This is a genomic window from Candidatus Tisiphia endosymbiont of Piscicola geometra (assembly GCF_964026415.1).
Classification (GTDB): Bacteria; Pseudomonadota; Alphaproteobacteria; order Rickettsiales; family Rickettsiaceae; genus Tisiphia.
Genome location: NZ_OZ032144.1, coordinates 1,173,902 through 1,195,286, shown reverse-complemented (window position 1 = coordinate 1,195,286; position 21,385 = coordinate 1,173,902). Strand labels below are relative to the sequence as shown.

The 21,385-nt window shown below is 32.4% G+C and carries 15 protein-coding genes, 2 tRNA genes and 1 pseudogene; 6 read left to right on the top strand and 12 right to left on the bottom strand.

The window, feature by feature from the left end; all coding sequences use genetic code 11:
* Positions 1 to 2 precede the first annotated feature (2 nt).
* From AAGD26_RS05725 to AAGD26_RS05705, 5 genes and pseudogenes are all read right to left on the bottom strand, one after another.
* Positions 3 to 212, bottom strand: a pseudogene (locus tag AAGD26_RS05725) (IS110 family transposase); the annotation flags it as partial.
* A gap of 394 nt (positions 213 to 606) precedes the next feature.
* Positions 607 to 1,851 carry a 5-aminolevulinate synthase gene (gene hemA, locus AAGD26_RS05720; RefSeq protein WP_341751454.1) on the bottom strand — a complete coding sequence of 415 codons (1,245 nt, stop codon included), beginning with the start codon at positions 1,849 to 1,851 and terminating at the stop codon, positions 607 to 609.
* 43 nt (positions 1,852 to 1,894) lie between these two features.
* Positions 1,895 to 3,916, bottom strand: coding sequence for a DNA mismatch repair endonuclease MutL (mutL, locus tag AAGD26_RS05715; protein ID WP_341751453.1), 2,022 nt, complete (start codon positions 3,914 to 3,916; stop codon positions 1,895 to 1,897).
* Positions 3,891 to 4,064, bottom strand: a complete 174-nt coding sequence (locus tag AAGD26_RS05710; protein WP_341752326.1) for a zinc-finger domain-containing protein — start codon at positions 4,062 to 4,064, stop codon at positions 3,891 to 3,893. The genes mutL and AAGD26_RS05710 overlap by 26 nt, the downstream gene beginning before the upstream one ends.
* 96 nt (positions 4,065 to 4,160) lie before the next feature.
* Positions 4,161 to 4,832, bottom strand: coding sequence for a phosphatase PAP2 family protein (locus AAGD26_RS05705; RefSeq protein WP_341751452.1), 672 nt, complete (start codon positions 4,830 to 4,832; stop codon positions 4,161 to 4,163).
* Positions 4,833 to 4,863: 31 nt separating this feature from the next.
* On the opposite strand from AAGD26_RS05705, the gene AAGD26_RS05700 reads away from it, so the two are divergent.
* From AAGD26_RS05700 to AAGD26_RS05690, 3 genes are all read left to right on the top strand, one after another.
* Entirely contained in the window at positions 4,864 to 5,610 is a 747-nt protein-coding gene (locus AAGD26_RS05700; protein ID WP_341751451.1) for an MBL fold metallo-hydrolase, read from the top strand.
* Positions 5,611 to 5,703: 93 nt separating this feature from the next.
* Complete coding sequence (locus tag AAGD26_RS05695; RefSeq protein WP_341751450.1) at positions 5,704 to 6,426, top strand: amino acid ABC transporter ATP-binding protein; 723 nt, start codon at positions 5,704 to 5,706, stop codon at positions 6,424 to 6,426.
* Positions 6,423 to 7,127, top strand: a complete 705-nt coding sequence (locus AAGD26_RS05690; protein WP_341751449.1) for a TIGR02281 family clan AA aspartic protease — start codon at positions 6,423 to 6,425, stop codon at positions 7,125 to 7,127. The genes AAGD26_RS05695 and AAGD26_RS05690 overlap by 4 nt, the downstream gene beginning before the upstream one ends.
* A gap of 258 nt (positions 7,128 to 7,385) precedes the next feature.
* Here AAGD26_RS05690 and AAGD26_RS05685 read toward each other — a convergent pair whose 3' ends face one another.
* The 4 genes from AAGD26_RS05685 to uvrB all read right to left on the bottom strand — a co-directional run bounded on the left by AAGD26_RS05685 (position 7,386) and on the right by uvrB (position 16,684).
* A complete protein-coding gene (locus tag AAGD26_RS05685) occupies positions 7,386 to 8,189 on the bottom strand; it encodes a DsbA family protein (protein WP_341751448.1) in 804 nt (267 codons plus the stop codon).
* A 94-nt stretch (positions 8,190 to 8,283) separates the two neighbouring features.
* On the bottom strand, positions 8,284 to 11,907 hold the full coding sequence (locus AAGD26_RS05680) for an acyl-[ACP]--phospholipid O-acyltransferase (protein ID WP_410520611.1): 3,624 nt from the start codon (positions 11,905 to 11,907) through the stop codon (positions 8,284 to 8,286).
* 156 nt (positions 11,908 to 12,063) lie between these two features.
* Complete coding sequence (locus AAGD26_RS05675; RefSeq protein WP_341751447.1) at positions 12,064 to 14,343, bottom strand: N-6 DNA methylase; 2,280 nt, start codon at positions 14,341 to 14,343, stop codon at positions 12,064 to 12,066.
* A 352-nt stretch (positions 14,344 to 14,695) separates the two neighbouring features.
* Positions 14,696 to 16,684 carry an excinuclease ABC subunit UvrB gene (uvrB, locus tag AAGD26_RS05670; protein WP_341752325.1) on the bottom strand — a complete coding sequence of 663 codons (1,989 nt, stop codon included), beginning with the start codon at positions 16,682 to 16,684 and terminating at the stop codon, positions 14,696 to 14,698.
* Between the two features lie 75 nt (positions 16,685 to 16,759).
* Here uvrB and grxC point away from each other — a divergent pair, with 75 nt between their 5' ends.
* The 3 genes from grxC (at position 16,760) to AAGD26_RS05655 (ending at position 17,429) form a co-directional block, all read left to right on the top strand.
* Positions 16,760 to 17,032: a glutaredoxin 3 gene (gene grxC / locus AAGD26_RS05665; protein WP_341751446.1), complete on the top strand. Its 273-nt coding sequence runs from the start codon at positions 16,760 to 16,762 to the stop codon at positions 17,030 to 17,032.
* 116 nt (positions 17,033 to 17,148) lie between these two features.
* A tRNA-His gene (locus tag AAGD26_RS05660) sits at positions 17,149 to 17,225 on the top strand.
* Positions 17,226 to 17,352: 127 nt separating this feature from the next.
* Positions 17,353 to 17,429: transfer RNA gene (locus AAGD26_RS05655), tRNA-Arg, on the top strand.
* Between the two features lie 94 nt (positions 17,430 to 17,523).
* Here AAGD26_RS05655 and hemF read toward each other — a convergent pair.
* The 3 genes from hemF to AAGD26_RS05640 form a co-directional block, all read right to left on the bottom strand.
* Positions 17,524 to 18,360, bottom strand: coding sequence for an oxygen-dependent coproporphyrinogen oxidase (hemF, locus tag AAGD26_RS05650; RefSeq protein WP_341752324.1), 837 nt, complete (start codon positions 18,358 to 18,360; stop codon positions 17,524 to 17,526).
* Positions 18,361 to 18,428: 68 nt separating this feature from the next.
* Positions 18,429 to 19,790, bottom strand: coding sequence for a hypothetical protein (locus tag AAGD26_RS05645; protein WP_341751445.1), 1,362 nt, complete (start codon positions 19,788 to 19,790; stop codon positions 18,429 to 18,431).
* Positions 19,791 to 19,855: 65 nt separating this feature from the next.
* Positions 19,856 to 21,133, bottom strand: a complete 1,278-nt coding sequence (locus AAGD26_RS05640; RefSeq protein WP_341751444.1) for an MFS transporter — start codon at positions 21,131 to 21,133, stop codon at positions 19,856 to 19,858.
* Positions 21,134 to 21,385: the final 252 nt, after the last annotated feature.

Sequence of the window (21,385 nt, the reverse complement as noted above, 5' to 3'; positions counted from 1 at the left end):
CTTCAACGTAACTTAGCGTTTGCAATCACAATGATTTTCCGCATTAATGCTACCATCGCCACCATTTTCTTTTTTCCTCTATTGATCAATTTTTCATAAAATACCTTCAGTTCAGAGTTAGAATTTCTAGCAGCCATAGCAGCTACAAACAACATAGGTCTAACAAAATTTCGACCATGACCTGTATGTCTATATCCGCTATATCTACCGCTAACCTGAATTCGATGTAACTTGTTACATCGAATTCAGTGTTATATTGTGGTCATGTTAGTTCATTTCTTAATAATTTTCATTAGACTTCTTTCGAAACTCTACTTCTGCTGGTGATTTGGACAATGATGCGGTACTCGAATCCGTAACGGAATTAGAGTACGCTGCGGTTCGAGGTGAAGCGTCTCCTTCACACCCTTGCGCACAAGCGAGTTTCGAAAGAGGTCTATTATACATTATTTTCTTTAGAAATCGATCGAAGCAAATGTATTAGTAAGAAGAATTATTATTGCTACACCTGCTATTAAAATCATGGTTGATGACATAGTGACAAGTAGGAATGGCATCTTTGGTAGTTAATGCTACTATGTACATTAACTACTGATTGCAATTATGCTACGCTGCAGGGTGTAAAGGTAATTTTATTATAGAGTAAGAATTGATTGATGGTGATATATCGAGAGTACTAAAAATTTCAACAAGGGCTGTGGTGAGGTCATGAATCATTTGGTCGGTATGGTTAGGTGTTGGGATGATTCTTAAACGTTCTGTGCCACGTGGTACTGTTGGGAAGTTAATATGCTGAACATAAATATTATAGTTATCTAGCAACATATTAGAGGCTTGTTTGGCTTTAATTGGATCACCAATAATTATTGGTATAATATGGCTATCATTTTTAAAATAATTCACTTTAGCTTTATCAAAAGATTCTTTTACCTTGGCTATTACCTTTTGGTAAGTTTCCCTCTCTATATTATAATTTTTTAAATGACGAACACTGGCAGTTGCTGCTGAAGCAATAACTGGGGGTAGAGAGGTGGTGAATATAAAACCTGGTGCAGTAAGCCTTATAGAATCGATAATTTGACGATTGGCTGCAACATAACCACCAATAGTGCCATAAGCCTTACCAAGCGTTCCTTGGATCATATCAATTTTATCAGCACAACCCTGAAGATCGGCAATGCCAGCACCATGCTTGCCGTATAGACCCACTGTATGTACTTCATCAATAAAGGTTAAAGCATTATATTTTTTAGCTAAGTTCACTATTTTTTCTATGGGAGAAAATAATCCATCCATAGAATAAGCTGACTCAAAAACAATAATCTTTGGTCTATTAATATCCACTCCTTTGAGTAATTCTTCAAGATGTTGAATATCAATATGTCGATAAATATGTTTTTCAGCTTTTGAGTTACAGATACCGGAAATAATAGAAGCGTGATTTAATTCATCTGAGAAAAAAACTATATTAGGCATTATTTTTGCCAGTGTTGCAAGGGTAGTATCATTGGCAACATAACCGGACGTAAATACTAAAGCTGATTCTTTATTATGTAGGGTTGCTAGTTCTTGCTCTAATTCTATTATGCAGCTATTATTGCCGCCTATATTTCTTGTGCCACCAGAACCAATTCCATATTTGGTTGTAGCCTCTAGAGCAGCTTTGGTAACATCTGGATGCTTACTCATACCAAGATAATCATTGATACACCACATAACAATTTCTTTATCACCATGCCAAGCAGACGGAAAGTTATCTGCCTGCCTTTGAACAGGAACAAATTCACGATATCTGCCTTCTTGTTTAATTCTAGTTATGTGATTATCAAATATATTATTATAGTTAGACATTATATTATTTTTTTATACAGTTTAAAACCTACCTAACCTCAGGTTACCTACGTCCAAATAATCGCTCAATATCTTTGAGTTTGAGTTCGATGTAAGTTGGTCTACCATGATTACACTGACCAGAAAATGGGGTTTTTTCCATTTGTCTTAATAATTCATTCATTTCTTCAGAAGATAATTTACGACCTGCTCTGATAGCATAATGACATGCATAGGTTTCTGTAACATGTTCAATCAATTGAATCAAGGAAATATTTTCACCAAGATCAGATAAATTATCTGCCAAGTCTTGGATAAGTCGGTTTATATCGGTATTTCCAAGTAAGCTTGGACTCTCTGATACAATGATAGATCGCTCGCCAAATTTTTCTAGGCTTAAACCTAATTTAGAAAGATCATCCTTTTTATTATACAATAAATCAGCTCTTTTGACATCCGGTAATTCTACTATCTCAGGCATGAGTAATCGTTGCTTAATTAAGCCATTGTTACTTATCATTTGCTTAATTTTCTCATATCCCAAACGCTCATGTGCTGCATGTTGATCTACGATAATAATACTATCTGCTGTTTGTGATATTATATAAGTGCCGTGCAGTTGGGCTCTCGCTGCTCCGAGTAGCACATTAGGTTTTTTGCATAACTCTACTTCTGCTGGTAATTTAGGCAATGGTGCTAGACTCGAATCCATAACGGAATTTGCCATACTGCTTGAAGGATGAGGTTTCAATCCTCCTGCAGATTCCCTAGTAGAAGTGAATTTTGCAAGAGGTTTATTATTACAATCTAGGTCTAGGATATCATCCTCTAGCACTTCTACTTTAGCATGTGGGTCTGTCTTTATTAATTGTTGCTGAACATTAGAACTATCATTGTGCCTAGGGATGGTTAAATTTTGAGCCTTATAAGTACTGATATTATCAGATATACTTAAACCATTTGGATATACTTTGTCAGAAGAAGAGGCAGGGTTCTTTTGAAATGCCTTATTTGTTTTAACAAAGTTAGTAGTAGTATTTCGAAAAAGACCTAAGGCAGTTGTGGCAACATTCGTTGACACCATATGACTTCTAGTGGCAAGGGCATCTTTGATAGAGCTTATTAGTAATCCCCGTATAGTACCCGGATCATGAAACCTTACTTCTGTTTTGGCAGGATGTACATTAACGTCGACCATGTGGGGATCTATCTGTAGAAACAAAACTGAAACTGGATGTCTATCCCGAGCTAAATAATCCTGATAAGCTAGTCTTAGAGCGATTTGTAGTAATTTATCCTTAACGGGTCTATTATTAACAAATAAAAACTGATCCTCAGCAGAAGCTCTATTAAAGGTAGGAATGCTGGTAAAGCCATATACTGATATTTCCGGTCTTTGTAGATTAATATGGACAGAATTTTCAATAAAATCATAACCCAATATATCAATTATTCTTTGCTTTAACAGATCATCAAAATTTCCATCTTGACCTTTTACTTTTATGATATTTTTGCCATCATGAGATAAATTAATACTGATTTTAGGATGAGCTAATGCAATTTTCTTGATTACATCAACCGAAGCTGCCAATTCAGTTTTATCAGATCTTAAGAACTTTAGTCTTGCAGGGGTGGCAAAGAATAAATCACGTATTTCAATCTTAGTACCCTCGTTATGAATGGTAGGTTTAATCTCTCTATTATGCCCACCGCTAAGTTGTATATGATAAGCCCTATCAGCCCCACGTGCCTTTGAAGTAATCAACATCTTACTTACAGAACCTATTGAAGGTAATGCCTCTCCGCGAAAGCCAAAAGTGTGAATATTTTGTAAATCTGACTCATCAAGTTTAGAAGTAGTATGACGTTCTACAGCAATTTTTAGATCTTCTTCAGACATGCCTATTCCGTCATCAGAAATAATAATAAGATTTTTCCCTGCTTGCTGTAAGCTTATATCTATCTTAGTGCTAGCTGCATCAATAGCATTCTCAACTAATTCTTTTACTACCGAAGCTGGTCGTTCAATTACTTCCCCAGCAGCGATGCGGTTTATAGTACTATCTGACAGGAGTTTTATCTTCATTACTTACTAACACAAATGTTTTACTACAATAAGGACACACAATAGAGCCTTTGGTTGAATCAATCTTCAAATAAATTCTTGGATGATCAAAAGGTGGTTCTTTGCCAAAACATGATACGGATGTAGAGATAGTCTCAATAATTTCCATATTTTGCATAAATTTGAAGCTATATAAGAGTTTTTTAGTATCTTACTACTATAAAACATAAGTGAAATTTATTCAAAATAAAAATCACTAATTATATTAGTGGTCTAGAAAATAATGATATAATAGAGAAAGAATCCTTTCACCAAACCATTTTATTAAATTGTTGGTAAAAATTTTAAAAATCATTTTACTAACCACTATAATCATTATGGTGATAAGGAAACTATAAATAATATCAGCTGGGTAATGCATAGCAAGAGTAATACGTGAGACTGCCACTAATAAAACAATCAAAAAGGCTATAATTTTTTGCCACATTGTTATATATGACCAAATACAGTAAGATACCATTAATGCTAATCCGGAGTGACTGCTTGGAAAACTGGATAAACATCTTTCAACTTCAACATTAGCAATTGTTACAAAACTATTAAGAGGTAATGAGCAAAATGGTCTAGGTATATTAACCGAAAACTTAAATAGAGCATAAGTACAACCGAATATAGCATAAATTATACCAATCATTACCATTTTATTATATATAGACCAAAATTTGATCTGACGCTGATTAAAATCTTGAATCTTTTTTAACTGGATATAGAAATATCCACAATATATAAAATAAACGATAGCAAAGTTGGTAATATTAAAACAATAAGAGATAATTTGTAGAATATAAGCTATTATGCTAAAATGGTTAGTAATTCTATTGATCCACAAGAATATCTCTTGATTAAGACCATGGAAATTATATAAAAGTTCAAACATTTTCAATTTCAATTTTGTTTGGTTTAAGTATATGCTACAAATAACAGTGCTAGGATGTGGCTCATCACTTGGTATGCCGATAATTAATTGTGATTGCAATATATGCACTTCTACTTCAAGTTACAATAAAAGAACTAGATCATCAATATACATCGATGATGGTAATAGTCAAATTCTTGTTGATTTTGGTTTTGATATCAAGAATCAATTAATGCGAGAAAAGATTAAAAAATTGGATGGTGCTATATTAACCCATTATCATGCAGATCATGTTAACGGTATTGATGAGTTACGTGTATTTCCATTTTTCCAAAAAATACCACTAGAAATTTTTTCTGACAGTAGCACAGCATTGAAAACTGAGAATCGTCACCAACATTTATTTGCTCCGGACAAACTGATTGCAAGACCGGTAGATTTTTTTGCAAAATTTAAAATTAATACCATAGATGTACAATTCTTCAGACAACATCATGGTCCTATAGATAGTTTAGGTATTAGAATGGATGATTTTGTATATTCTAGTGATGTGCTAGCTTTTCCGGCAGAATCTAAACCATTCTTGAAAAATATCAATGTTTGGATATTAGACTGTATGGCGTATGAATCTAATGATTGCCATGCAGGATTAGATAAAGTTTTACAGTGGAACGATGAATATAAACCTCAACAAATATTATTAACGAATATGAATCATTTTATTGATTACCATGAGATATCAAAAATATTGCCAAGTAATATAAAACCTCTATATGATGGTTACAAATTTATAGTTTAACAAACCTGAGTTACCCCAATTCGGGATAAAAATTAGTTAATTCTCATCCCGAATTCACGTAGGTCTATCAACTTTTCAAATTATTAGGAGTATATGATAATACTCGATAAGGTTTCAAGAAATTATGGCAAAACCTATGCTGTTAAAGATATTAGTCTTGAGTTCAAGAAAAAAGAAACTATAGCGATTATAGGATCTTCTGGTAGTGGTAAATCTACTTTATTGCGAATTATCAATGCTTTAGAAGTTCCCACCAGTGGGCATGTGTTAATCGATGACAAAAAATTGACGCAAAAAAATAAAAGGAAACTTTGTCTTAAAATTGGCATGGTTTTTCAAGCGTTTAATCTTTTTCCGCACTTAAATGTCCAAGATAATTTAATATATGCTCCTGTTAATATTTTAGGAATGAAGCAAATGGCTGCCATTGCTAAGGCAGAGAAATTATTAGAACAATTTGGTTTAAGACAAAGAATTACCGCCTTTCCTGTCAATTTATCTGGGGGACAGAAACAAAGAGTGGCGATTTGCCGAGCCTTGATGATGAATCCAGAAATAATGTTATTTGACGAGCCTACTTCAGCTTTAGATCCTGAAAATATTAAAGATATTATTGAAATTATCTCTTTATTAAAAAGTCAAATGACGATGATTGTTGTTACTCACCATATTAAATTTGCCAAAGCGATAGCGGATAGGATCATTTTTATGAATCACGGACAAGTTTTAGCTGATCAGCCGGCAGTAGAGTTTTTTGAAAAACCCAAATCTCATAGAGCAAGATTATTTTTAGAGAATATAGGTGATTTAATGTGAGTAATAAAAGTCTTATAAAGTTAATAATTATTCTATGCATTAGTATTGTCATTACTTTCTGTGTACGTAAACTAGTAGCTGCACAATTTGCTGCTTTTTCTTGGGATAACCAAAAAAGTATAACTTGTTTTATAATGATTTTGGTGATTATCAGTATAGTTTATAATTCCTTTAGTCAAAAAGGTATAAGGATACTCTCTATTCAATTATTAACTTGGGGCGGAATTTTCTTAATTATAATTACTAGTTATGCTTTCAAGTTTGAGTTAAATTACGCCGCTCAAAGAGTCATATCCGTACTAATACCATCATATAATTGGGTCAATAAACAAGGGGAATTAGTGATTAGTCGTAGTAGCGATGGGCATTTTTATATTAATGCACTAGTAAATGGGGTAAAGATTAAGTTTATGATTGATACCGGAGCAAGTGATGTTGCCCTTACTACTAACGATGCTAAAATGCTGGGATTTGACTTATCAAAACTAAATTACACCAGAACTTACTCTACAGCTAATGGTACGAGTAGGGCTGCTCCCGTGAGATTAAATAGTGTTGAGATTGGTAGAGGAGCTTTTTTTAGAAATGTTGAAGCTCACATAGGTACTGGCGGTCTTGACGTATCGTTACTAGGCATGTCGTTATTAGAGCGTTTTAAAGGTTTCAGAATAGATCGAGATATGTTGATTTTGAGTTATTAGGTGTATACTCTTCTAGGAAACAACTATCTAACATATTGATTTTTGAGCATTTTTGCTTCTTCCATTATGAACTTGATAGCACTTATCAAGTGTTAGCTCCTAACAAACTGCTTCTAATAGTTTGTTTTTACATAATGCGTAGTGGTGCTACTTTGAAGAATTGCGTTGTCGATATCGTTTTTGGTCTTGTAGTACCATTACTTACATTGGTATTTTTAGGCAAAGTCTCCATGCACCGTAGCTCGGATAACAGCAAAACTACTTATTTTGACTTCGTATATCAGCAACTATCGTCTGCAATTGGTCTAGATCTACCATTCCTGCTATTAATTTACCATTAATAATATAAGCAGGTACTCCCTGTATTTTTAAACCCTTTGCTAACTTAACATTTTTGTCGATGAGATTTTTTATTTCATCTTTATTGATTTCTTCCGCAATTACTTCATGATTTAGATCATTTACTAGTAACAATTTTTCTACAGATTCTTTGGTAATAGATTTTAAGTCCATTAAACCATTATGAATATCTTGAAACTTACTCGGAGTGGTTTTATAAACAGCTAAAGCAATAGTTGCAGCATAATTAGATGCATCACCAAGAATCGGGAACGGTTTTAAAACGACTTTAACCCCCGTATCTAATTTGATTAACTGGTTAATAAAGTTATGACCTTTTCTACAATAACTACAATTATAATCATAAAAAGTAGCGATGACTACATCTCCATTCGGGTTACCAAGTACAGGAGATGTAAGAGAATCTTCTATTTCAGATTTATTATCTTTTATATATTCGCCAGTTTTTATTTCCATTTCTTGCATTTTACGCTGCTGAAGACCTTCTATTGCCTGAATGATTATTTCGGGATTATTTAATAAATATTCTTTTATAATTTGTTCAGTTTTTTCCACTTCTTCTTTTCTGTCTAACACTTGCTGATCGAGAGTGTTAATCGAAACCGTAGTAGAAGCACTAGGAATCTTCATAGTTTTATAAGCAAATAATGCTAGAAGAACAACAACAATAATTAATAATACTTTACCAACAACATTATGCATAATATTTTTCTATTAAATAGATTAGTTTGTTATAAATGGTTTATTAGTCCAAGTTATATAGTATATTGGCGTCCATATATGACACTCATGTACCTTATTTCAGCATTCTAGTTACTTTTCTATAATTTTCAAGCATTTTAGTTATTTGCCGATAATTTACTTTACCTATTGGTAGAATTGGTATTTCTTTAACAGGGATAATAACTGGTATATTCTTTTGGTTTGAGTCTATTGAATTTTTATGCATTATTTCTATGAATTTTTCACTATTTATGGTCTGACTTGTGGTCAATAGAAAAATCTGTTTGTCTTTATTATCATTATCAGGGCAAATAGCAACATGCTTACTATCAACATCGATCATATTAGCTAAATCCTCTATTAATATCAGCGACATTACTTCTTCTATTGTAACAAATTGCTGAATACGACCTAATAAGGTAAGATATCCATCTTCATCAATTTTTACTATATCTCCAGTATCATACCATCCCAAACCCAATTCTTCTGATGATGTAGGGTGGATAATTCCGGGATTATTAGAGTGCATATAGCCAAGCATAATATTTGGTCCTTTGATGAATAGTTGTCCTACCCCCTCTATTCCAATAGACCTCTCGCATAATTCTATTTCTGCTGGTAATTTATTCGTACTACCGGTACTCTGCTCTTCGCCTACATTTGAGTACGCTACGGTTCTAAGCTCCGTGGTTTCTTTAAATTCCTCAGCAGAAACAAATTCTGCAAGAGGTCTATTGTGAATTGGTTTAATATAATATTCTATTTTAGGCATCAAACGCCCTACACTTCCAGCACGATAATGCATTGGGGTATTACAAGATATTATTGGAGATGTTTCTGACGTACCATATCCTTCAAAAATTCTTATACCAAACTTATCAAGCCATAATTCCCTTGTGTCTTTTCTCAGTTTCTCACTACTGGCAAATACGTATCTTATAGAATAAAAATCGTAAGGATGAGCATAGACAGCATAACCATGCAAAAATATATCCGTACCAAACATAATTGTCGCTCCGATATCGTATATTACCTCAGGAATACTCCTATAATGCAGAGAAGACGGGTAAAGAAACACTGGTATAGCATTGAGTGTCATCATTATTGTTCCAGATAAACCAAAACAGTGAAAAAGCGGTAAAGCCATAAAGGCAGAATCATCAGGACTAAAATGTACCTTAGCTAGAAGTTGGCATCTATTAGCCTGCAAGTTCCTATGTGATAATACTACAGCTTTAGCTGTTGCTGAAATACTAGAAGTAAATACTACAACTGATGGATCATTATCATCATAACTGCTACATATATTGTTGTAATAACTTTGTGGGAAGAAGCTGGCAATAATAGCCTTAATTTTTAAATATAAATCAATTCTTTGTGTTAAATCTTCAAGGTAAATAATTTTTATATTGGCTGCTAAGATTTTTGCTACCACTTCCTGTAATCCAGCTTTTTCAACAAACTGTTTTGAAGTATATACCATTTTAACGGACGTTGTTTTACATGAAGCCACTATATTGCTCACCTCACTCATATAGTCAATCATAACTGGTCGACGGCAGCAGGCTTGCATAGCATAAAAAGTAACCATAGTTTCAACCATATTAGGTAGCATAAGAGCTACATAGTCAGCTACTTCCGTATCCTGTTTTATTAAATTTGCTAAAGTAAAAGATCCCAATATTAATTGGCGATAGGTAACAGATTTATCATCAATATCTTGTATTATTTTTTTGTTAAAACCGTAAGCTTTTGCTGTCTCAATTAGAGACTGAAATATAGTATTCTGATAATCAGAGCTTTCAAACATCATATCAGCCATGATATCATAAAGAGCCTGACCTATATATTTACGCTTTTCCCTATTATCTATATTCGGCTTAGAAGGAAATTTTACTGGTGGCAAAATAGTAATGGTAACCTTAGGAAACATCCGTGTTTTTAATATATTCTTAAGTTTAGAAAAATGAGTAAATTGTGTACCATCTATTCTTACAGGTAGAATTGTCGCATCAGATTTCTCAGCAATCATGCCAGGTCCTTCATATATCTTCATTAAGGAACCAGTAATACTTATTCTTCCTTCAGGGAATATAGCAACTTTTTTATCTTTTTGTACTTCCCTAATCAAGCTCTTTATAGCCATTGAATTAGAAGGATCAATTGGTAAAGTTTTTGCCATCGTTAAGAATGGTTTTACCCACCACACTTTAGCCATAGTTGTATTAATGGCAAAAGTCATTTCTTCAGGTAGATAAGTTGCCAGTAATGCAGGATCAAGATATGAAATATGATTGGCGATAACTACTGATCTTTTACCAGCTTTATAAAAATTTTCAATACCTTTTACTTCCACTCTGTACATGCAATCAAAAAGAAATTTTAAAATAGCTCGGTTAACAGCAAAAGGTACTATTTTTACTTCGGGAATTAATTGATAAATATAATAAGCTACCACTATGTTAAGTAGGCTAATAAATAATATAACAAATGGTATCGAATATCCCCAATGGAATAACAATGAAAGTATTACAGTAGACCCAGCCATAAATATAGCATTAACAAAATTATTTATAGCAATTATTCTACTACGATGAGCTGAAGAACTCAAATATTGTAATACTGCAAAAAGCGGAACAATATACAGCCCCGCAATGGCAGCTATAAAAAATAAATCGATAATGATTCGCCAATTATGCTTTTTAGATAAAAAGACAAATATACTCTTTAACTGTTCCGGTTCATAATGAACCGCACTAATTCGGCTGGCAAAAAATAAATCAATACCGAATATACTGATACCAAGTGCCGAAACAAAAACATATTTCGTGGTAATTTCATTTCCAAAAATCTTACTACACCAAAAAGAACCAACCCCTACTCCAATTGAAAATGTTGCAAGGAACAAATTAGCAACATTTTCATCCGCTCCAAAAGTATCTTTGGCAAGAGATGGAATTTGAGCAAGTATTGCTGCACTGATAAACCAAAACCAAGATATACCAAGAATTGCCAAATATACTTGCTTTTTAGCTTTAGCATATTTAATCATTTCTATACTTTCACGAAATAAATTTAAATTTATTTTAATTTCACAGTTAGAATTATTCGATCTTGGCATAAAATAACTAGCAACAACACCAACCATAGCAATTATTATCAGAATAGTGATGATTAAATTGCCACTTATAGTGTAGTATCCTCCAATAATAGTACCAACTAAAATAGAGATAAATGTTCCTGCCTCAACAAATCCATTAGCTCCCAATAGTTCATTTTTGTATAAATGATCTGGCAGAACACTGTATTTGATTGGTCCAAAAAATGTTGAATGTATACCCATAAAAAATATAGACAAAAAAAGTATTACTAAATTATTATTGAAAAACCCATAAGTAGCGAAAAGCACTATGGATAGTTCAAATAATTTAATGATTTTAACTAAAGTTGATCGCTCATATCTATCAGCCACTTGCCCTGCAATACTTGCAAATATAACAAAAGGCAATACAAAAATAGTATTAGCAGCAAGTACAAGCAATTGGGTTGATTCTACCAATTGACTAGATAGTTTATAAGTAATTAATATAATTAGAGCATTTTTTAGTATACTATCATTCATACAACCACAAAATTGTACTATGAAGATAGGCAAAAAACGCATATCTCGAAATAAATATAATTGATTTGATGGCATGCTTTCTCCAAAGGCATATTTAGTTGTAGTATAGTATGTAATTTGTTACTCGATAATCAACTTTTTTCTAAGGCATAACAATTGGCTTATTGCAGGACAAATTTTTGTGTTAGCATTTATAATGCTGAAACTTTTAGGTTAATAAGGTTGTAAAAATTAAGGTAAAATTTTATGTATAGATTCTTTAAGATTATTTTTAATTTTCTGAAATTCTTCCATGATATTATTTAGTTTACTTATCTTTTCTAAAAATTCTTTCATTTCATTTTTTTTAAGTAATGGTATCTGTATATTACAAAGCTGTTCATAAGTTAAATTCGCTCTAACAGCTCCATATTTTGTATCGTATTTGCCAATAATGGCTAAATAATATTTTGACTTTAAAATATGTAATAAATATTCGGATGGTAGAATATCTTGGAATTTCTTTAAAACTCTAAATACGGTATAAATACCACTTACATAACCACCGCTTAAATCTTCAAAGACTAAACCTAAAGAACCCACATTAATCCTATGCGGATTATATACCAAATCTCCAGCTTGAACCTGCTTGTATTTTTGGTTTATGTCCTCACCTTTTAAAATTTCATTGTCAAAAACACCAATACTATTACTTACACCTAAAATTCTAAAATCTGTAATTGGCTGTAAAGAGGGCTCTGTTTTTTCTGTTATCTCCTCAATATAATTACCAAGTTTTATAATATCACCTTTTAAATTAGCAAAAATATCAAAATAATCATAAATCCACAAACTATAACCATTCTTGGAGATTTCAGTTGATGCTATTATAGCAGATTCAATTTCTAAAACAGTCTTTTTATTGTTGAAAGCATCAAGTGCAGCTGGCAAATCATTGTCCTTAATTGGCTTCTTTCTTGAACCAAGTTCATGACCAACCGCATTAACTGCAAAAAAGAATGTGTTTGATATCTTTCTGTTTTTCTCGAAATACACAATGCTTGTTTTTGTTGGTGTGTAAGGTTCAAAAAGCTTTCTTGGCAATGAAACAATAGAAACATTTGATGAATTATTAAAAATATACTCTCTTACCTTTCCAACATCGCCCCCATCTGAAAGAAAGTTTTCTTTTACAAGTAAACAACCTCTACCACCTAGTTTTAAAGCTTCAAAGCAATGTAAAGCACAAATAGCGTCACCATTATTTGATTGAATGGGATATAAATACCCAAACCTTGTTTGTTGCGAATATGGTGGATTTGTAATTACAATATCATATTTTTGATTTACATAATCAGACAGGGTGTCTTGTTTTTTGATATTACTATGCCCGTCTCCGAACAAAATCATATTCATTTTTGCAATTCTTGCATTTACAGTAATCTCAGAACCGTAAATTGTTTTTTTTCTTAGAATATTTTGCATCTCATCGTTAAACGAAGTTCTGATTTTTAAATATCTAAACGCTTCAATTAAAAACCCTCCTGTACCACAAAAAGGGTCATAAATGGTTTCGCCAATTTTAGGATTAACCATACTTATCATTGTTCTTACAATGTTTCTAGGTGTAAAATATTCACCTAAATCTTTAATTTTGATGCCTTGGTAAGCATTTTTTAAAAAATACTCAAAAGCATCACCATTCACATCACTATCTGAAGCTGTAAGGTTAAGTTTTGAAATCTCATAAATAATCTCTTCAAAAATATCAGGTGAATTAATAGGGAATGCTTCGCTAAAAATATCACCATATTTCTTGTTAATCTTAATCCAAACAACATCTTTCACATATTGATACAATTCGTTTCCTTTTCTCTGAGAAAATGAACTCCATCTAAGGTACTCATCTAATGTATTCTCCTCGCCCCCCAACATCTTTAGAACAGAAATCTCATCAAGAATTTTTAAAAACAAAATATCAGAAAATGCTCCAAATCTATCAAGACCTGCTTGTAGACCATCCTCTCTTAGTAAATTAGCTGCTCTTTTAAATATCTTAATAAGCTCGTCTCTTGAATGCTGAATAAAATTTACTGCAGATAGTATTTCAGATCCTTCGTTAACAAATCTGAGTGCCGTATGATGATTTACAAATTGCCTTACATCTTCTCCATCAATTTTAAGATTACGCCCATTATACAAATATTGGGTTTCAATATAACTTCCATTATAAGCAAATATAAGTGGCGTATTTAGTGGTTTAGCATACAAATTCAATGCTTGGTTTATTGCTAATTGTATACTTTCATTCGGTTTTTTTGCCTCAATTATTATTATTGGTTCATTACTTCCTTCCTTGTATAGCACAAAGTCAGGCATTTTACCGTTAAGTAATTCTTTTTGCTTTGTAAGTTTCACTCTTTGTTGAAATACGTTACATTTTGGGTCTTTTTCATCGACAATCCAACCAAGATTATCAAGTTGGACTAAAATATCATGCGTTACAGACGCTTCTAATCTTTTAGTATACATATAGAATATTCCAATTTCACAAAACAGCTTGTTTTATCAACAAATTAAACATATCGTAATTATCTCTGTTATTAATCTACAGAACTCATCAACTTATTTTTGCGAGTGTTGTGATGATACACGGTAATAAATAACCTGAATTTAATATAACAAGTTATTCCAAATTCGGTTATATCTATAAATATAACAGATTTTTATGATCCACTAATAGCTGTTTTCATTATTTTTGCGGTATTGCTTATTTTGTTCATCCCCTAACCAGTACATTACTATTACTCTACTATTATTCATTCTTTAAAAGGCTTATTCTTATCCCAAACTAATGGTTAATTGGAACAGAAAGTACTTTAAATTAAGTTAGCTCTAAGGCTGCTTCTTCTAGTACATTAATTTGATCTCGTATTTTTGCCGCCTGTTCAAATTCTAAATTACTAGCCTTTTCATACATTTCCTTCTTTAATCTATCGATATGAGCTTTCAATTTCATTGGATTGTCCAATAATATATGAGTTTGTTTTTTATTATCTAACTTACTATCCAATTTTTCTAATTCGATTAGTGCATGGATATGGTGATTAATTGTCTGCGGTACTATACCATGTTGCCTATTATATTCCTCCTGAATTTTTCTTCTTCTATATGTCTCACCTACAGCCTTATCAATAGACTTGGTGTTGCGATCTGCGTAGAGTATTACTCTTCCTTGACTATTCCTTGCAGCCCTGCCGATAGTTTGAATTAATGAGACTTCAGAACGCAAAAAACCTTCTTTATCAGCATCAAGTATCGCAACAAGTCCACATTCTGGAATATCTAAACCTTCTCGCAATAAATTAATACCAACAATAATATCTATAGTACCTTGGCGTAAATCTCTTATGATTTCCATACGTTCAAGAGTATGAACATTAGAGTGCAAATATGATACTTTATACCCTAATTCTTGTAGATAATTTGTTAAATCTTCTGACATTTTTTTAGTTAATGTTGTCACTAAAACACGGAATCCTGCATTTATCGTATATTGAATTTCATTTAGCAAATCTTCAACTTGGTTGGTTGCTGGTTTTATAATACATTCTGGGTCAAGTAGCCCTGTTGGTCTAATAATTTGCTCAACCGTAACTCCTGCTGTTTCTTCCAATTCGAAAGCCCCCGGTGTAGCCGAAACAAAAACCGTTTGAGGTCTAAAATCTTGCCATTCCTCAAATTTTAATGGTCTATTATCTAAGGCTGATGGAAGGCGAAACCCGTGTTCCACTAATACTTCTTTTCTTGCCCTATCACCATTATACATTGCTCTAATTTGCGGGACAGATACGTGACTTTCATCGACAAATAGTAAAGCATCTTTAGGCAAATATTCAAATAAGGTTGGCGGGGGTTGCCCATTTGCTTTACCAGTTAGGAATCGAGAGTAATTCTCAATGCCTTTGCAACTGCCAGTTTCCATCATCATTTCCATATCATATTGGGTACGTTGATTTAATCTTTGAGCCTCTACTAATTTATCGTGTGCTTTAAGAAATTCTAAACGTCGTTGTAATTCCTCTTCAATTTGCGATATAGCATTTTGTACTACTTCTTTAGGTGTTACAAAGTGGGACTTAGCATAAATCACAGCTTGATCCAATTTAGCTAATTTTTCACCTGTAAGCGGATCAAATTCGCTTATATATTCAAGTTCATTGCCAAAAAATGACAATCGCCAAGCTTTATCGTTATAATGTACTGGAAATATATCAATATTATCACCTTTTACCCTAAACGTACCGCGTTCAAACCCCACATCATTACGCTCATATTGTAAATTTACTAAGTCATTAAGCAATTTATCTCTAGCATAAATTTCCCCAGACTTAAGGCTTATTGTCATCTGATAATAAAGATTTGGTGAACCAAGACCATAAATACAAGAAACTGAGGATACAACAATTACATCCCGACGTTCCAGCAGTGACCTAGTAGCAGAGTGTCTTAATAAATCTATTTGTTCATTTATCGAAGAATCTTTTTCTATATAAGTATCGGTTTTTGCAATATATGCTTCAGGTTGGAAATAATCATAATATGATACAAAATATTCAACGGCATTATTGGGAAAAATTGCCTTCATTTCTGAATAAATTTGTGCAGCTAATGTCTTATTATGTACCATAATAAGCGATGGTCGACCGGTTCTCTCAATAATATTTGCCATAGTAAAGGTCTTACCAGAACCAGTAATACCAAAGAGTATTTGTGAACGCATTCTAGATTCAAGACCTTTAACGATTTCATTAATTGCTTTTGGCTGATCGCCAGCTGGACTATATTTAGATACTATTGAAAACTTATTTATCATTAACTTGTAACTTGCTAAAAGTTTATTATATGTGGATAATAGTTTTATAACCAATTAAATAGGGTAACTCTTATGAAAAGCATTCTTTTTTATACGGTCATCATTTATACATTAACATATTGTCCCTATTGCACTAAGGCCAAAAAGCTACTTGATCAAAAAAATATACCTTATCAAGAAATAATCGTAGACAATTATAGTGACAAGCAAAGATTAGAGTTGCAAGCTAAAGCTAATGGACAACGTACATTACCACAAATATTTATTAATGATAAGCATATTGGTGGATGTGACGCTCTTCATAAACTTGAAGAAGAAGGTAAGTTAGATGAATTAGTAAAATAATATCATATAATTATGACAGCAAAAATTCTAAGAATAAAAGTATTAAGTCATGGTAACTTGGTTTGAATATACTTGACTTATAGGTGATAATAATTTACTTTAACGCAGGTTACATGGCGGATGTAGCTCAGTTGGTTAGAGCATCAGATTGTGGATCTGAGGGTCGCGGGTTCAAGTCCCGTCATTCGCCCCATATTTGTTAGGTTAAAAATTCTTCTCTCAGATAAAGCCATAGGGTAATTTAAAAGTCACGATCAGTATTTGCTATTAGCGAAAAATATCTATTGTATTTTCATGTTTGAGAAGCAGCAATAAATTAAGCATTCGTAGCTCAGCTGGATAGAGCGTTGCCCTCCGAAGGCAGAGGTCGTTGGTTCGAATCCAATCGAATGCACCAATTACTTGAGAGTCTAAGGATTTAATAATGAGTGAAAAAGGTTCTATAATAGTGGCTTTTACCTTTTGCACAAATTTGATATTTATTATAAAAGCTACCAGCGTACTTCTGGGGGCAGAGACATTAATATTGCTTCAACGTTGCCATCTGTCATTAAGCCAAACATTGTCCCACGATCATATAATAAGTTAAATTCAACATATCTACCACGACGCACTAATTGATAATCCTTTTGTTCATTAGTCCAAGGCAGTAGCATCTTTGTTCTAACAATTTCAGGATATACTGTTAAGAATGTTTGTCCCACGTCCTTAGTAAAAGAAAAATCATTATTAAAATTTCCAGTATTTAAATAATCATAAAATATACCGCCTACTCCCCTTGGCTCATTTCTATGTTTTAAGTAAAAATACTCATCACATTGTTTTGTAAATTTAGGATAATAATTTGGATCATGTTTATCACAAGCATGTTTAAAAGCATTGTGAAATTTTGTCGTCTCATTTTCATTAGGGTAAAATGGCGTTAGGTCTCCACCACCGCCAAACCAATGATTAGCAGTTTCAATATAGCGGGTGTTGAAATGTACCGCTGGTATCAATGGAGAAGTAAGATGAGCCACGATAGAAATACCAGTAGCAAAGAATTGCCTACTATTTTCCGTACCCGGTATATTTTTACTAAACTTTGGAGATAATTCTCCAAAAACTGTAGAAATATTCACCCCAACTTTCTCAAATAAGTTACCACGCATTACAGACATTACTCCCCCACCACCGCTTTTTCTCTCCCAAGGTGTTCGTATGAATTTTGCGGGTACTAAATCTCTTGCCTTACTATATTCAAGCTCAATTTCCTCTAATTTGCTACATACTTGATCACGTAAATTACTAAACCATGTTATCGCCTTTTCTTTGTTAGTTATCATAATTTTTCCAGTCATTTACAGTATACTCCAAAAATTTCTTCCACTAATACTTTAAGAAAAAATAATTTTTTTTATATTGAATTTCTATAGCCTGTGTTATGTTTTACTTGTTGTGTTCTAAGTAGTGATGTAGCTTTACTACTATCATTAGTATGTTTCTGATTGTGTATAATATTTCCTATATCTTTTACGGTATCTTTCTGCTTCATTAGCTGTAATGCTTGCGTATAAATGTCCTTCTCCGGTGATTTTGCTATAATTTTCTCTAATTTTGCTTCAACTCTTTCTCTTATTTGTTGTTTGTCTTGATCATTTGCCTGTTTACCAATTTTATCAACAGTCAATTGATCAATAAATTTATCCATCTCATTATTAAACGATATTATATCTTTATTGTTAGTTAAAATATCTTTTGTTGATTGCATTATCTTATATTTATCAGCTTTTGTTAGTTCTTGTATCGGTCTTGGTATAAAAATAATACCACCAGTTCTCTTGGCAATTACTTTTTGAATCAGTTCCTCTCCACCTTTCTGATATATTTTCTCAAGCTCATTCCTAGCAGCTTTAAGATATTTTAGAGTTTTATAATCAATGGCACGGTTTTGTTTTTTTCTTGTAATTGCTCCTGTAGCTTGTTCTGCAACTTCAACCGTTATTGAATAATCTTCTATATGCTGTTCAAGGGTTTTGTTTTTACTAACTATAACTGTTCTATTCGCTTCGTTAGCAAGATTCTCTCTTATTGCTTTGCCGCTCTGAGCATTTTTAACAAAGCGTGGGGATAACTTTAATATGTCACATGTGCCGTGTTCTTTTGCTCGTATAGATTCTATGGAGTTTAGAGATTGGTTCAGATTTTTGGCTCCGAGATTTGTCATACTATTTAAATCCTGAATACTAAAAGTAGAGCAGCTAAAAATATCTTTTTGTATAGCATTATTATAATATAATTTGCTATCGATTTTCACTGTGTTAGCAACTTGTAAAATAAAAGGGAGATTTGTTATAACTCCTGCTGCATCAATGTGAAAAATCTCCATATTATCACCATTAGAATGTATCTGAAGAGGTGTGCAATGAGCGTCTCCTCTTCCTGGAACAGGCATTTGTATGATAAGATCGTAGTGAAGAGGCTGCTTAGAGTCATATTTTTGTTTTACTATGTCTTTAAGTTTGTCCAAACTCTCATGATCCTTAATTATCACCGGTTGGTAATTTATGCCATGTTCTGCTCGAGCATTGGATTTTGCTTGAAGCATTAAAGCTATTATTGAAGAATGTTGGGTTGATCCGGAGTCTAATAGTTTCATTTGTTCTGTGTTAGGTAGTTTTTCCCTGTTTATTCTTAAGTTATCTATAACAGCAACTTTTTGTTCCATTAATGATATGTTTGCATCTAGACTAGCTTTTAATTCCTCGTAACTTATCATATATACCTTAGTATAATTAAACGTAAAAAATGACAGATAGGTTATCTAGAACCTTAACGGATTAGCTATATTTCTCTCTTATAGCTATTATTTTTAATTAATCGTCTTATTTCATTTCTCATAAAATAAATGACAACTAAAAATATACTAGAAATAGTCATAATATAAAAGGCAGGAGCATAAAACAAGCCTGTTTTTTCAACAAGCCAACGAGAAATAAGAGGAGAAGTGCCGCCAAATATAGTAATACCCAAATTATAACTAAAGGATACCCCTGAAAATTTTTGTTCAGGAGTAAATAAAGATATAATAAAGCTATAGGCTGCCCCAGCTATTGCCCCACTAAGAATACCTAAGATAGTTAGTGCTAGAATTTGTTGCCACATGAACGGTAATGACATAGATAACAAAATAGGTAAAGCCAATATCAAGATCGCTAAGCTTACTAAAGCTAAAGTCTTAAATTTTCCAATAATATCAGTTAATCCACCAAATAATGGCATAGATACCATCGCTATAAAATTTGCATATAATGAATAAATAAGGGAAGTTGTATTATCAAAATGCATAACATCCTGGTAATACACATTAATGTAGGTTTTTACTAAATAGACGACGCTACTAGCAACTGCACCTGTACAAAAGGTTAAAAACATCGCTTTCCAAGCTGTCTTAACTACGTTGATAAAAGGTGCTTTTAAAGTTTTCTTTTGTTCAGCTAACATTTTGAAAATTGGAGTCTCTGATACACGAAGACGCAAATAGAAACCGACAAGCCCCATAGCCCCGCCTAGTAAAAATGCAAAACGCCAAGCAAAATCAAAATGATAAAAATATTGTTCAATAATAATTCCTACAAGGGTGGCTATTAACGTACCAGCCATATTTGAGCCATGTACTAAACCAGCAGTAAAACCTGGTCGTAAATTTTGATGATGTTCTAGAATAAAAATAGCAGCTCCAGCCCCTTCACCACTAATACATAAGCCTTGAAAAAGACGCATTATGATTAATATTATCGGTGCATAAACTCCTATGTCATGATAGGAAGGAATTAGTCCTATAGTAAATGTTGGTATAGTCATACCAAGCATGGAAATAATTAAGGCTATACGCCTTCCATATTTATCGCCAACATAACCAAAAAATATACCACCAATTGGTCTAGTAATGAATCCTACTGCAAATACCCCGAGAGTCCATAATATTTGTAGAAATTTTGAGCTTGAAGGAAAAAATGTGTGACCAATTACTAATGCAAATACTGAATATACTGTGAAATCATAATATTCTAGTATATTTCCTGAAATTGCTGATAAAAAAACGGATTTAGGTTTGCTCATCTATATCTTATAAATCAAATTTAATTAAATCGGATTATAGACTACTTAATCAACTTATAAAGTGTAAAATAATTTTATTTTCTGTAATCATTTCTTTTAAAAAAATCAACACAACCAATTATATCATATAATTAATTTATCAGATTATTTTAATTTTGCCAACTTTTAGTTACATAGTAACATAATTATTACTATATAATTAATTTTTATCTAATAATTAGCAATTTATATTATCTATTACTTGATTCTTTT